The organism is candidate division WOR-3 bacterium (assembly GCA_039804025.1).
Lineage (GTDB): Bacteria > Hydrothermota > Hydrothermia > Hydrothermales > JAJRUZ01 > JBCNVI01.
In genome coordinates, this window is sequence record JBDRZP010000012.1 from 40,222 (window position 1) to 54,984 (window position 14,763).

Sequence of the window (14,763 nt, forward strand, 5' to 3'; positions counted from 1 at the left end):
TTATTTCTTTTCTCCCAGTATTTTAAATTCAACCCTTCTATTCATCTGGTGTTCATCTTCAGTTTTTGCATTTCTTATAACAGGTCTATCTTCTCCGTAACCAATTGCTATTAATCTTGATGGATCTATCCTATGTCTCTCAATAAAGTAAATCCTGACAGCATCAGCTCTTGCCTGACTTAATTTTTTATTGTATGCATTTGAACCCCTTTCATCAGTATGACCACCTATTTCAACAATTATTGTAGGATTATCCTTAAGCATTATAGAAATTGAATCAAGTATTGGATAAGATTCGGGTCTAATTGTTGCTTTATTAAAATCAAAATATATATTTCTAAAGGTAAATACCATTTTTTCCTTTAACATAGGAAAATCTTTTATTAAAACAGCTCCACCTTTAACCTGAACATAAGCTGCCTGTGGTATATAATTGGGAACTTTTACTTTAAATAGATAAATACCTTCAAGGAGTTTTACCTCATAAGTTCCATCAGATTTAGATACAATTTTTTGAATTAAACTATCTTTATTTTCAGGGTAAATTTCTATATCACCTGAAAGAGTTTCCATTGTTTGAGCATTAAAAACCTTACCCTTAACAATTCCCCATTTTGTTGAAAGGAAAACATCTACCTCTTTCACTGTTCCCGGTTCTATGGAAATTCTTTCACTTTTGAGAACATAATCAGGGTGTTCAAACCTGAATGTATATTCTCCTTTTTCCAGTTTAAATTTTAGAGTTCCTGTTCTATCTGTTTTTAACTTTGTAATTTTTTCTTTATATTGAATAGTAACATCCACATCACTTAAAGGCTCTTCATTATCTTTATCCTTAACATAAAGCGTTAACATTCCAAATTTTGTTTTTAAAAGAATCTTTTCTTCTTTTTTTTCTCCTGATTTTATTTCAAAGAGTCCTGATTTTGTATAGTAATCCTCTGCTTCAACCTCATATTTATATCTGCCACCTTTAATTTCACCACTTATTTCACCTTCAGCATTACTTAAACCCTCAAAAACTTTTTTATCTTTTGTATCAATTAATTTTAAAATAACATTTGCTATAGGCTTATTTGTAAGAGAATCAATAATTTTGAATTTAAATTTTCCTTTAAAGGGTGAATGAAATTCAGTTAAAAATGAAAAAGAAATCCCCCTACTCCCTGTAAAAATTCCTCTGTGCTGTGAGATACCTATATTTATTGATGAAATATCCCTGCTTATTATACCAAATCCAAGGGAAAACCCAAAAGCTTCATAACCTCCAAAAGTAAATCCTGCTCTTAAAGGTATTCTTGGATGAACAAAATACTCACCTCCAAAAGAAATTCTCGGTGTTTTTGTAGAAAGGGCTGTGTTTTTAAAACCCTGTTCATAGGCAAAAAACAATCTGTATTTATCCTCTGGATGCCTGTAAAAACTTGAAAATTTTAAAATCAAGGGTAATTTTACACTGAAAGCTCCGGGTATTGTGTCCACATCATCGGTTGCAATTGTGTCTAAATCTATTCCTTCACCTATATAGAGGGAATCAAGATTTCCCCTGTGATTGTAAATTACGCCTTTTGAAAAATTTAAATTTGATATTATATTGGAAAATCCAAAAGAAAAATTAAAAAGTTTTTTATATTCAAAACCAAAACCAAGATCCATTGAATATCCAAAGTTAAAAAAGTTTGTATCTGCCCTTATACTTAAAAAATCATTTCCTGTTAATGCATCACTTGAGGAATTTAATTTAACATTAATATCACTTAATTCAAGATAGGGTCCTGAAATATAGAAAGAAAAAGAAAGCCCATAAAGTAATCTCAATTTTTCACCGGGATCAAGAAAAATACCGTTTCCAAAACCCGTTTTTATTTCAAAAAGATTAAGAACCTGAAGTGCTGTATTATTCTTATTCGCTTCATAAACTTTATTAAGTTCATTTCCATATAATAATAGTCTTAACCACGGTTCAGGAATCATCATAAAAGACCCTTGAATTAATCTAAACCCCATAGCAAACCTTCCTATTGAAAATGAAAAAGGAGAAAAATAGGAAAGGTGGTTCAATTTCCATGCATTACCTGAGTATTTTAAAATTTTATCCTTTAACTCCCTATTTAGTGAATCACCGTTAGCAGACATTATATCATTATATAGGGATATTGATAATACGTTATTAGTAAGGGCAAGGTTTGTTCCAAGAAGTGAAAGAGTATAAGAAGGGTTAAATTCTGAACCAATTATAGCAGGGTTGAAAAAGATGCTCTGACTTCCAAAGGGGTAACTCACAGGGATATTCTCCCCTAAAGTATTATAAAGAGGATAAAAAATCAGTAATAATTTAATCATAATTATCTCTCCAATGTATATACTGTAATTCCAAGATAACCCTTTAATTTTAAAAAGTCAAGAGGCTTTATATAGGCATTTCCCTGACTGTCCACAATAGCAAATGCTTTGTAAAAAATAAGTGAATCCCTGGCAAGATCTATAACTTCCTTTGGGATATCAATTTCAAATGAAAACTTTGTGCTATCAATAGATACACCATCTATATTTTTAGGGGAAGCCCTGAAAAGCAAATTATTAACAGGCATAAATGTGTCGCTGTTTTCTGTAAAAACTTGAATGGATAAATAAAATTTTACCGGTAAAGAATGAGTAACATCTGCATGAAGGAAAATTCTTTGAATTCTGTTTTCTTTTGCTAAATCTCTTACATCTTTATTGGTATTTTTAATTGTATCAGTAAATGTTACAACATTATCACCAAGAATTCTTGCACCAAAAAGAGCCTCTTTGAAAGTTTCTACTGTATCAAAATTTGCGGTTCCTTTTAAAATCTGTGGTATGATAACAAAACGATGAGGACCGGCTGGAAAATCATTAAAAGGCAATCTGTGAATTATATTGAAATTACCTGATATTTCTTGTTTTACACTATCTTTTCTAAAAAGTTCAAAAGTGTCTGAGATATCATTCCAGCTATAGGCTAAAATTTTAGTTTTGAGAGTGCAGGGTGAATTTAAAACATTACCTTTATATTTTGTTCCTGCATATATAAGAAATAAAAGCGAACCAAATTCACTATTTGTTGTATCTATAATCTTGGGCATAAACCTTCTTAAAGTGTCTCTTGCCAATACTTCAAAACCTGAATAATTGTTAAGATTTGGGTGAATAATTTTCTGTATATTAAAAACTGAATCAGCAATAACTCTATATTTATCACTTTTAGAAACCTCATCAAAAACAGTTGTTTTTTTCAATTTTCCAGGTATTCTGAGAGTTAGAAACCAACCCACCTCATGGGGTGATTTTATACAAGCATAAAAAAATAAAAAAATAATTAAAAATAATTTTTTCATAATTTAATGTTAAGAAAAACAAAAATAATTTTTCACTTATTTAAAATAAAAAAACCCCCTCATAAGGAGGGGGTCTACCTCAAAAATAAAATTAAAACTAATTTACTGTGTTTTTAACCAGCGAAGACCTGGATACTTCTGGAAAGCAATTGTAACATTATACTGGGTACCGGATATTGAATTTATTTTAATCTTAGCAAAGTAGTCATTGGCTCCTATATTGCCATCAATTGGAGAAAATTCAAACCAAATGTAGTAGGCTGAACCTGCTACTGCAGGTTGGCGTGTAAGATAATTTCCTTCTGTTGGGGCAAGATTTGCAGCATCAAAAGTTCCTGAAATTTCAGCAAAAGCAGCATCTACATTGGAATTATTGTGATAATTACTACTTAAGCTATCGGCAATGAAAAACATCCAGGCTTCTCCTTTCTGAGAAGCATTAACAGCACTTGCTGTGCCGTTTGTAAATACAACATAACTTGGATGGTTGGTATCAGGATCTGTAGCATCGTAAACAACAAGATTTGAAGTTATAACAGGAGTAAAATCAAATCTCTTAGGTGTTGACTCTTTATCACCCGCATAAGCAACTATTTCTATTATTTTAGCAGGATTTGTCCATTCAAAATATGTATTTGTTCCCTGATACTGTTGTGTTCCATCTACATAGACTCTATATCCATCAGCACCATCAACTGGATCCCATTCAAATCTTAATCCTTCACCCTGATTTAGAATCTGTGTTATTCTTGCATTTGGAGTAGCAATTTCCTCATCACCTCCACAGGCAGCAAAATATATTATGGCAATGAATAACCCTGAAAGAATTAAAATCTTCTTCATTTTTACCTCCTTATTTTTTCCTTACCGGTGGGAGCTTTGGTTTAGCTTCACCTTTTGTCCCAGTTTGAGGTTTTGTTTCTTTTGACCCTTTTTCCTGTTTTAACTCTTCTACCATTGTCTTTAATTCATTAACTCTTGATTCAAGATCAGAAACTTTACTCTCCAGTTCCTGAACTTTTGTTTCCAGAGCACTCACCTTATCAGGTAGTGCCTTTATATTTTCAGGGACCTGGCAGGACATAAATAAAAGTCCTGCTATTGGTAGTATGTATAAGAGCTTCTTCATTAAATTGCTCCTTATTTTTTAAAGGGGGATTCGGACCCCACACTTATTTGTATTTTTTATTATATTTTTTTTATTATAATACTTTTTTTAAAAATTTTCAACTTATTCTTCCTTATGATGTTTTATAACTTTCCCTTCAACCATAAAGATTACATCTTCACTTATATTTGTTGAAAGGTCTGCTATTCTTTCTATATTATTTGAAATTCTTATTATATGGATTCCCCTTTCCACTGTGGAAGGGTCTCTGGTCATATAATCTATAAGCTCTTCAAAAATTTTTTTGTTAAGATCATCAACTATATAATCCCTCTCACATACACTTTTAGCTTTTTTTGGATTTTCTTCAATAAAAGAATCAACGCTATCTTTAAGCATAGTTATGGATTCTTTTGCTATTTTAGGTAAATCAATATAGGGTTTTACCTGAGGTCTTTCTATAAGAAAAAGAGCACTTTCACATATGTTAACTGCATGATCTGCCATTCTTTCAAGATCATTATTTATTTTTAAAATCATTAATACCATTCTTAAATCTTTTCCCTTAGGTTCATATTTTGCAATTATAGTGACAACAAGTTCATCTATTTTTATTTCAAGTTCATTAGCAGAAATTTCGTCCTTTTCTATTACCTCTCTTAAAAGTTCTTCTCTTTTTTCAAGGAGACCTGTTATGCTTTTTTCTATCATTTTTTCTACAAGGAAAGCATAATTTATTATTTCTTTTTTTAGTTCTTCTAATTTCTGTTCAAACATTTTAAATTACCTCCTTCTTTCATCCAAACTTTCCACTTAAATACTCCTGAGTTTTTGGGTGTTTTGGAACTGTAAAAATTTTATCTGTTTCATTAAATTCTATTAATTCACCCATATAAAGAAAAGCAGTGTAATCTGAAATTCTTGAAGCTTGAGATGGGTTATGAGTCACAATTACAATTGTTAAAAATTTTTTTAACTCCTCAAGTAATTCCTCTATTTTATTTGCAGCAACAGGGTCAAGAGCTGAAGTCGGCTCATCAAGAAGCAAAACCTCAGGATTCACAGCAAGTGCCCTTGCTATACATAATCTCTGCTGCTGTCCACCTGAAAGATTTAAAGCATTTTCCTTTAATTTATCCTTAACTTCGTCCCATAAATATGCTTTTTTCAATGACTCTTCCACAATAAAATCAAGTTTCGATTTGTCCCTTATTCCTAAAATCTTTGGACCGTAAGCAACATTTTCATAAATGGATTTTGGAAAAGGATTCGGCTTTTGAAAGACCATTCCAATTTTTGTTCTTATTTCTGAAGGCTCAACCCCATTATCATAAATATTTAAACCTTTAAACAAAACTTTACCTTTTAATACAAAACCATCAATTAAGTCGTTCATTCTATTAAAACACCTTAAAAGGGTTGTTTTTCCGCATCCTGAAGGACCCATTATTGCTGTTATTTTATTCTTCTTTATTTCAAGATTTATATTTTTTAGAACAACTCTATCACCGAAAGAAACCGTTAAATTTTCTGTTTTTAAAACTATCATTTTATAACCTGTATTTTTTTCTATAATAATTTCTTAAAATTATGCTTGTTAAGTTTAACATAAAAGTTAAAAAAAGTAAAACTATAATAGCACCTGCTGCATTATGATGAAAGGCTTTCTGAGGTCTTGAAACCCAGTTAAATATTTGAATGGGTAAAACTGTAAAGGGTGAAAGAGGAGTTGTCGGCAAAAAGGCAATGTATGTCAAGGCTCCAATTGTTATAAGAGGTGCTGTTTCACCAATTGCTCTTGAGATGGCTAAAATAATTCCTGTTAAAATTCCAGGCATTGCAAGAGGCAAAACCTGATTTTTAATTGTCTGCCATTTAGTTGCACCAAGAGCTAAACTTGCTTCCCTTATAGAAGATGGCACAAGTCTTATTGATTCCCTTGTAGCCATTATTACTATCGGTAAAACAAGGAGAGAAAGGGTTAAAGAACCAGCTAAGATAGACCTACCAAGTTTAAAAAATCTGACAAAAATTTCAAGTCCAAGAAGTCCATAGATAATTGATGGAACACCAGCAAGATTTGCTATATTAATTTCAATTAAATTTGTTAAAAAATTCTTTGGAGCAAATTCTTCAAGATAAATGGCTGCTCCTATTCCAACAGGAACAATAAAAATTATCATAACTGCCATAACATAAAGTGAACCTACAAGAGGTGATAAAATACCTGCTTCCTCAGGTTTCCTTGAGGGATAACTAAAAAGAAATTTAAGACTTAAAACCGGTAAACCATCTATAAAAATATCTGTAAGTAAAAGAATAAGAGTTAAAAGTGCAAAGGATAAAAATAAAAGAGAAGTTAATATAAAAATTTTTTCATTAAATTTTTTTTGTAATATTAATTTTTTTAAATCATTCATATTCTAAAAGATTTTATAAATTTCATTCTTAAATTATGACTCAAAATATTAAATATTAATGTGATTACAAATAATACCATACCAACAGCAAATATTGTTTTATACTCCAGTGAGCCTGCTGGGGTATCACCAAGTGAAACTTGGACAATATAGGCAGTAATCGTCTCAATAGGAACAAAGGGATTTAAAGTTAAAATAGGTCTTTGACCTGCTGCTATCGTTACTATCATGGTTTCACCAATTGCCCTTGAAAAGCCAAGAATAACCGAAGATATAACTCCAGAAGATGCAGCAGGTAAAATAACCTTTAAACTCGTCTCCAGTTTGGAGGCCCCCAAGGCATAGGAAGCTTCTCTTAAACTCATTGGAACAAGGGAAAAAGCATCTTCACTCATCGATGCAATAGTTGGAATTATCATTATACCAAGAACTATTCCTGGTGAAAGAGAATTAAAACCAGAAATTTGAGGTATTATCTTTTTTAAAATGGGGGTGACATACAAAAGAGCAAAGTATCCATAAACAACTGTCGGAATACCTGCAAGAATTTCAAGAAGAGACTTAATAATTCCTTTCAATTTAGGAGGTAAATATTCACTTATAAATATTGAAATAAAAATTCCCATAGGGAAGGCTATTAAAAGAGCTATAAAGGATGTTAAAAATGTGCCAGAGAGTAAAGGCCAGATTCCAAATTTTTTAATAACAAAAAGTGGAGTCCATTCCTTTTCTGTAAAAAACCTTATTATTGAAACCTCTTTAAAAAAAGAAATTGTCTCAAAAATAAGTATAAATATAATTCCAAAAGTTGTTATTACTGAAAGAAAAGCAAATAAAAAAAATACTTTTTTTACTAATTCTTCTTCAAATTTTTTTCTTTTAAAGTTCATTTTGTATTTTTATACTTTAAATGTTAAAAAATCCTTAAATTTCTGTTAAATTTCTGTTAAATTTAAAACTTTAAGGGAAGTTCTATTATAAACTTTGTTCCTTCACCTTTTTTACTTTCAGCACTAATTTTTCCATTGTGTAAATTTATTATGTGTTTAACAATTGCTAAACCAAGACCTGCACCAGATTTTTCTTTTTCCCTTCCCTTTACACCTACATAAAACCTTTCAAAAATCCTTGGTAAATGTTTCTCATCAATACCTTCACCTGTATCATTGAATTCAATTAAAATCCTGTCATCCTTTTTTATTGCCCTTATATTTATTTCACCCTTAAATGTAAATTTTATAGAATTATCAAAAAGATTTATAAAAACCTGTTCCAATTTGAATCTGTCTCCTTCAATAAAAGGTAAATCAGAAGGTATATTAACTTTTACTTCAATTTCCTTTTCCTTTAAACGCCTTTCAAAAATAGGTAAAACTCCGTCAATTATCTCTCTCAAATTAATTTTTTCAATTTGAAGAGCCTTTTCTTCACATTCTATCTTAGAAAGATAAATTATTTTTTCCGTCATATCTATAAGCCTTTCAATGTGTCTTTTAATTATTGAAATATACCTTTTATTTTTTATCTCTTCCTCTTCTTCAATCGTCTCAATATAACCTTTTATTAAAGTTAAGGGCGTTTTAAGTTCATGGGAAAGATTTAATGTAAAATCCCTTTTAACTTCTTCAAGTTTTTTCATTTCAGTTATATCAGTCAAAACTATAACAAAATTCTCTGTTTCAGGTATTTTTTTTATTTTTAAATAAAAAATTTTATGATCTAAACTGATTTCACCTTCTGCTTCTTCTTTTTCAAGTGCTTTTTCAAATTTATATAAAAATTCCGGCTCCTTTATAAACTCATAATAAAATTTACCTTTTTCAATACTTTGAAAATTTTCCTTTGCTTTTTCATTAAAATAAAGAATCTCTCCTCTTTTATCAAGCAATAAAACTAAATCAGGAAGTGCCTTAAAGAGTGAGTCAATAATTGATTTTTCTTTTTCAATTTCATTAAGCGATTTCTTTATGTTAACTGCCATTAAATTAAAATTCTTTGTTAATTCACCCAATTCATCTTTTCTTTCAGAAAAAATTCTTATATCCGTGTCTCCAGAAGATATTCTTTTGAATGCCCTTGTTAAATCCCTGATCGGAAGAGTAAAATTTCTTGAAAGTATTAATGAAATTATGGAAGAAAATAAAATAAGAATTAAAATTACAAGTCCTATTCTTCTATATAAATTCGTAATAAAATCATCTATCCTTTGAGCTTTTAACCCTATTCTCAAAACCCCTATTATATTATCATTTTCATAAAGAGGAACTGCTAAAAAAATCATATTATCCTTATAAATTTCACTTCTTCTTATAGAAAATCCTTTTTCTCCCTGGAAAGCAATCTCTATTTCAGGTTTTTTATTTTCCATTATTTTTATTTCTCCCTCAATATCAGAGTCTAAAATTAAATCTCCGTATTTATCATAAATGCTAATTTTTAAAGCTCTCTTATTACTGAATTCTTTAATAAATGAACTTAAGGTTTTGATATCATTGTTAATTAATAAGTATTCTGTCCTATCAGATAAAGAAAAAATAATATCATCAAGGTGACTTTTAAGTTCCTCTATATATCTATTTCTTATTACTCCTAAAATTGAAATTAGAATAAAAAGGGAAAAGAAAAAAAGAATTAAAAAATAGCTCAAAAAGAGTTTATAAAAAATCTTTTTCATTCTTCAAATTTATAACCCATTCCTTTTATATTCTTTATAAACTTTCCTGCTTCACCAAGTTTTTTTCTCAAATTCCTTATATGAACATCAACAGTTCTCTCATAAACAAACTTACCTCTCTTTGATATATGCTCAAGGATTTGTTCCCTTTTTAACAAAACTCCCCTTTTCTCAAGAAGAAGTTTTAAGATTTTAAACTCAGCAGGTCTTAAATCAACTTTTTTGTCATAAACATAAACCTCAAACTTATCAATATCCATCTTTAAAATTTTACCTGCTTCTAAAATATTTTTTTCTTCTTGTTTTTCTCTGTATCTTCTTAAAACAGCATTTACCCTTGCAACAAGTTCCCTTGGTGAAAAAGGCTTTGTGACATAATCATCTGCACCTATTTCAAAACCAAGAATTTTATCTTCAAGTTTTGTTCTTGCTGTAAGCATTATAACTGGAATATTCTTATAATTTTCCTCTTTTTTTAACTCCTTACATAATTCAATTCCATCATAATCAGGAAGCATAAGATCTAAAATTATTAAATCAGGTTTTTTTTCTCTTAAATGGTGTAAAAAACTTAAAGCATCATAAAATCCCTTAAACTCGTATCCTGCTTTTTCAAGATGATGCTGCAAAAGTTCTATTATATCAGATTCATCATCCACCGCATAGATAAGACCTTTATTTTTCAATTAGAATATAGTATATTATAAGGATGAAAAAAATTTCTATTATCACACTTGGGTGCCCGAAAAATCAGGTTGATAGTGAATATCTTGCAGGGAACCTTTTAAAGAATAATTTTGAATTAGTTCCACCTGAAAAATCTGAAGGTGTCATAATAATGACCTGCTCCTTCATAAATCCTGCTGTTAAAGAAACGGAAAATACTATAAGAAAATTTATTGAACTAAAAAGAAATAAAAAAATTAAATTCCTTGCAGTGGGAGGATGCTATATACATAGATTCAAAGAAAAAATTAAAGAAAAATTCCCTGAAATTGATCTTTTATTCGGGTTTGATGATATAGAAAATTTTGAGAAAATACTCAAAAAAAATAAAGAAACAAATTATAGTTCAACAAGATTTATCCATTCTGATAAAATTCCAAGGCTGATTTCTACAAGGAATTTTGCCTATTTGAAAATTTCAGAAGGTTGTGATGAATTGTGTTCTTTCTGTATTATACCAAAAATAAGGGGGAAATTTCGTTCAAAGCCTATGGAGAAGATAATTGAGGAGGCTAAATTGCTTACAGATTCAGGTTTTTATGAAATAATTTTAATTTCCCAGTCAACCGGTTTATATGGTGTTGATCTTTACAAAAAGAAAATGTTAAAGGAACTTCTTAAAAATCTTTTAAAAATTAAAAAATTAAGATTACTCAGAATGTTTTATCTTCATCCAGCAGATCTTAATGAGGAAATTATTAAATTAATTGTGGATAATGAAAAAATGGCACCTTATCTTGATGTTCCAATTCAACATGTTTCAGAAAATGTATTAACTTCAATGAGAAGAAGAGGAAAAAAGGAAAAGGTTTTGAATGCTTTTGAATTGATCGATAAGTACAAAAATATGAGAAATTTAACAGTTAGAACTGAAATAATTGTAGGATTTCCAACTGAGAGAGAGAAAGATTTTGAAGAACTTTATGAATTTTGTAAAAAGGATAATTTAATAAAAAGGTGGGCTCTTTTTAGATATCATAATGAAAAGGAAAGTTTTGCTTACGAGAATTATAAGCCTTTGGCTCGTAAAATTATTCAAGAAAGGTATAAAAAAATGTTAGAGGTAATAAGAGAAAAAAATTTAAAATCTGCGAGAGAACTAATTGGACAAGAGGTGATTTTTATTCCAGAATATAAGGAGAATGGAAAAGTTTTTGGTCATACTGAGTATGATGCCCCTGAAATTGATATAAAATCTTTTGTGGAAAGTGATGATTATGAGAACTTTGTTTTCAGAAAATTGAAAGTTAAAAGCATTTCTAAAAAGGGGTTTAAACTGGTTAATATTTATTCATAGAGTCCACGGAAACCTTCCTTCCTGCTTCTGCTATTGAAGTTGTGTTTTAAATTCGTTAAAATTTATTCGTAGAATATAGCGAGGGGTGGTATATTTTTCTTTAAAAATTCTATTGTTTTTTCCTTAACGGTTTTTGAATCAGGCATTTCAAGAGTTTTTCTTGCGAATTCTTTAACTTTTTTATATTCAAGCCACTGGAAAATTCCGTATAAAAGGGGTATTGCATCTGGGTGAACAGATAATTCATCAACTCCTAAACCCATCAAAATAATTGCTCCAAGAGGGTCAGATGCCATTTCCCCACATACAGCAACTTTTTTTCTGTAAGGATGAGCCCCCTTAACTACATGGTTTATAAGGTTCAAAACAGAGGGATGGAATTCACTGTAAAGAGGAGCAAGAAAAGGATGTGTTCTATCAACTGCAAGTGTATACTGGGTTAAATCGTTAGTTCCAATTGAAAAGAAATCTACCTGAGATGTAAATTCTTTAACCATTAAAGCTGATGCTGGTGTTTCTATCATTATTCCTACAGGAATATAATTATCAAAGGGAACATCTTCTCTTGTAAGTTCCTTTTTTGCCTTTTCAAGAACACTTTTTGCTTCCTCAACTTCTTTTACTGTTGTTACCATTGGAAGAAGAATTCTTATATTTCCAAGATTTGATGCTTTTAAAATTGATCTCATCATCATTTTCATGATTTCCTTTTCAAAAAGGAGAAATCTGATACCCCTTAATCCAAGAAAGGGATTTTTCTCCTCAAATCCTGGTATGGATGGTTCACCTGCTATATCTATCAATCTGACTATAAGTGGATCAGGGAAAACCATTTTTGAACTTTTCTCAAAAACCTCTGCAAGTTTATCCTCATTATGCCATATTCCAGGGTCCCACATTAAAAGTTCAGTCCTAAAAAGACCTACTCCAAATCCTTTATTTTTTACAATTTCTTCAACTTCTTCAAGTCCTGCAGCATTTCCCATTACAGATACTCTTTTTCTTTCCTTACCCTTTCCTACCTTTGGTCCTTTTATTATCTTTTGAATTGCTTCTGTGTAAAGTAAAGGTTTTCTTTCATATTCTTTTTTTGTTTCTTCATCTGGATTTATTATTACTTTTCCTGACCATCCATCAATTATTACTTCGTCTCCATCTTTAACCGCCTCAAGTATTCCTTTAACAGCACATACCATAGGAATTTTCAGGCTTTTTGCCACTATTACACTGTGAGAGGTTGGTCCACCGTATTCTATAACTATTCCAATATCCAAAGTTTTAGAAATTGAAAAAACATCAAGGGGAGAAACATCGTCTGAAACTACAATTGTTCCTTTCTCAACATCAATAAAACTTGGCTTGCCAAGAAGTATTTCAAGGAATTTTCTAATAAGATGATTTATTTCTCTTGCCCTTTCTTTAAAAATAAAACTTTCACTTTCCTCAAGTTTTGATAAAAAATTTTTCATTGATTCAATAAAACTATTCTCTGCTGAAAGTCCTTTTTCTATATTTCTTTTAACGCTCTCCTCTATAACAGGGTCGTTAATTATAAGTATTTCACTTTCTATTATTTTTCTATAACTTCCTCTAAAATGCTCAAGAACAAGCTCGAGTTCCCTTGTAATTTCCTTTTTGGCTTTTTCAAATTTTAAAATTTCTTCTCTTTTACTTTTCGCTTCTCTTCGGGGAATTTTTAATAATTTGAGGTCAAATTTTTTTACTTTTCCAATTGCAACACCTTTTGATGCGGGTACACCCTGAAAAACCTTACTTTTTAATTTAGTCTTCACCAAAACCCTCCTCAATAAGATTCACAAGTTCTTTCAGAGCCTCTTTTTCATCAGGACCTATACATCTGATTATAAGTTTACTTCCTTTGGTAGCAGTCAAAATTAAAAGGCTCATTATACTTTTCCCGTTAACTTCAATACCATCTTTGATAACGTAAACCTCACAGTTATATTTTGAAGCAATTTTAACAAACTGTGTTGCCGGTCTCGCATGTATGCCGAGTGTATTTTTTACAATGACTTCTTTTTCAACCAACTTCCTGGAATCTATCTTTTAATTTCTCAAGAACTGATGGTAAAGTGGTATATTCCATTTCTTCAAGTCCAAGTCTCTGTGGCTCAAAAGGACCCATTCTTCTTATATAATCAGTTATTTCTTGAGCTCTTTTTCTCGTTAAATCAAAAGCAGGGTCATCAAACATATCCTTTGGACCTATCAATTTCCCATCCTTTAACTGAAATCCAAGTGCTACAACTCTTGGTGGACCATCAAACCTGGTACAAGAGGCATCCTTCATAGAAACAGGCATAAGAGGTCCCCAGTGAGAGCCCCTCATCCATCCAGCTACAAGATGGGCAAGAGAAAAAGCTTCAAGAACTTCGCCAACTGCAGGAAAACCACTTTGAGTTCTAACAATCATAACAGGATCATCTTTTCCCACATATTTACCTGCTATAAGAGAAAGTCTTTGAGTTGAAGCAGTTGCAGCAATTACACCATCTTTTCTGTAAACATTTTTAATTGCATAAGTTTCAACAGCTCCTATTAAAGCTAATAGGCTATACATTTCCTCTGGACAAGCAAGTTTTACAACTTTACCCTCTTTCATATGAAGAACTTCAAATATAAACCCATCATGCAACTTTGGGTCAATTACAAGACCTGCTGTATTAAAGGGATCCGCAAAAATTTTAAATAAAGGTAAATTCCATGCACCAGGTGATGTTTTATCAGCCATAAAAACAATAATGGGCTCTGAAGCTCTCTCCTCTATCTCCATCTCTGCTACTCCTGGTCCCATACCTTTTACATTCCCTGAAAATGCATCAGACAAAATATCCTGCCCTGCTCCATAAAGCCCAAGTTCCTTTGCTTTCTCTGACCCTTTTTTAAAAATTTCCCAAGCAAGCTTATGTATTTCTGAATTATCAACCCCTTTATTATGAGTCATTATAAGTTCAAGATCATCTCCTGCATGAGCAACAAAATAATCTATTATTACTCCACTCTTTTTCGCCTCCTCAAGCTCGTCCTCAGCTAAAGCCATTAAAGCTGGATGCATACCAGAATGACCCACATACCCGCCAATATCTGCTTTTATCACACTTATTGTAACTTTCATTAAAAAAGTCCTCCTTTTACCATTTACAGGAATTGAACCC

14 protein-coding genes are annotated in these 14,763 nt (G+C 30.8%); 1 reads left to right on the forward strand and 13 read right to left on the reverse strand.

Features of this window, described 5'->3' with window-relative positions:
• The 10 genes from ABIN73_05640 to ABIN73_05685 form a co-directional block, all read right to left on the reverse strand.
• Positions 1-2,343, reverse strand: coding sequence for an OmpA family protein (locus ABIN73_05640; GenBank protein MEO0269204.1), 2,343 nt, complete (start codon positions 2,341-2,343; stop codon positions 1-3).
• 2 nt (positions 2,344-2,345) lie between these two features.
• Positions 2,346-3,362: a hypothetical protein gene (locus ABIN73_05645; GenBank protein ID MEO0269205.1), complete on the reverse strand. Its 1,017-nt coding sequence runs from the start codon at positions 3,360-3,362 to the stop codon at positions 2,346-2,348.
• Positions 3,363-3,464: 102 nt separating this feature from the next.
• A complete protein-coding gene (locus ABIN73_05650) occupies positions 3,465-4,205 on the reverse strand; it encodes a hypothetical protein (protein MEO0269206.1) in 741 nt (246 codons plus the stop codon).
• Positions 4,206-4,215: 10 nt separating this feature from the next.
• On the reverse strand, positions 4,216-4,491 hold the full coding sequence (locus tag ABIN73_05655) for a hypothetical protein (protein ID MEO0269207.1): 276 nt from the start codon (positions 4,489-4,491) through the stop codon (positions 4,216-4,218).
• A gap of 102 nt (positions 4,492-4,593) precedes the next feature.
• Complete coding sequence (phoU, locus tag ABIN73_05660) at positions 4,594-5,247, reverse strand: phosphate signaling complex protein PhoU (protein ID MEO0269208.1); 654 nt, start codon at positions 5,245-5,247, stop codon at positions 4,594-4,596.
• Positions 5,248-5,266: 19 nt separating this feature from the next.
• Positions 5,267-6,019, reverse strand: coding sequence for a phosphate ABC transporter ATP-binding protein PstB (pstB, locus tag ABIN73_05665; GenBank protein MEO0269209.1), 753 nt, complete (start codon positions 6,017-6,019; stop codon positions 5,267-5,269).
• A gap of 1 nt (position 6,020) precedes the next feature.
• Positions 6,021-6,890 (reverse strand): phosphate ABC transporter permease PstA, encoded by an 870-nt coding sequence (gene pstA, locus ABIN73_05670; protein MEO0269210.1) that lies wholly within the window; start codon positions 6,888-6,890, stop codon positions 6,021-6,023.
• On the reverse strand, positions 6,887-7,780 hold the full coding sequence (gene pstC, locus ABIN73_05675) for a phosphate ABC transporter permease subunit PstC (protein MEO0269211.1): 894 nt from the start codon (positions 7,778-7,780) through the stop codon (positions 6,887-6,889). The genes pstA and pstC overlap by 4 nt, the downstream gene beginning before the upstream one ends.
• Positions 7,781-7,842: 62 nt before the next feature.
• Positions 7,843-9,564, reverse strand: a complete 1,722-nt coding sequence (locus tag ABIN73_05680; protein MEO0269212.1) for an ATP-binding protein — start codon at positions 9,562-9,564, stop codon at positions 7,843-7,845.
• Positions 9,561-10,250 carry a response regulator transcription factor gene (locus ABIN73_05685; GenBank protein ID MEO0269213.1) on the reverse strand — a complete coding sequence of 230 codons (690 nt, stop codon included), beginning with the start codon at positions 10,248-10,250 and terminating at the stop codon, positions 9,561-9,563. The genes ABIN73_05680 and ABIN73_05685 overlap by 4 nt, the downstream gene beginning before the upstream one ends.
• A gap of 23 nt (positions 10,251-10,273) precedes the next feature.
• Here ABIN73_05685 and rimO point away from each other — a divergent pair, with 23 nt between their 5' ends.
• Complete coding sequence (rimO, locus tag ABIN73_05690) at positions 10,274-11,587, forward strand: 30S ribosomal protein S12 methylthiotransferase RimO (protein MEO0269214.1); 1,314 nt, start codon at positions 10,274-10,276, stop codon at positions 11,585-11,587.
• 62 nt (positions 11,588-11,649) lie between these two features.
• On the opposite strand, the gene ptsP is transcribed toward rimO, so the two are convergent.
• From ptsP to fbp, 3 genes are read right to left on the reverse strand one after another with little or no spacing between them, the layout of a single operon-like run.
• Positions 11,650-13,380, reverse strand: a complete 1,731-nt coding sequence (gene ptsP / locus ABIN73_05695) for a phosphoenolpyruvate--protein phosphotransferase (protein ID MEO0269215.1) — start codon at positions 13,378-13,380, stop codon at positions 11,650-11,652.
• On the reverse strand, positions 13,370-13,636 hold the full coding sequence (locus tag ABIN73_05700) for an HPr family phosphocarrier protein (protein MEO0269216.1): 267 nt from the start codon (positions 13,634-13,636) through the stop codon (positions 13,370-13,372). Before ABIN73_05700 ends, ptsP begins: the two co-directional genes overlap by 11 nt.
• Positions 13,629-14,723 (reverse strand): fructose-1,6-bisphosphate aldolase/phosphatase, encoded by a 1,095-nt coding sequence (fbp, locus tag ABIN73_05705; protein MEO0269217.1) that lies wholly within the window; start codon positions 14,721-14,723, stop codon positions 13,629-13,631. The genes ABIN73_05700 and fbp overlap by 8 nt, the downstream gene beginning before the upstream one ends.
• Positions 14,724-14,763 lie beyond the last annotated feature (40 nt).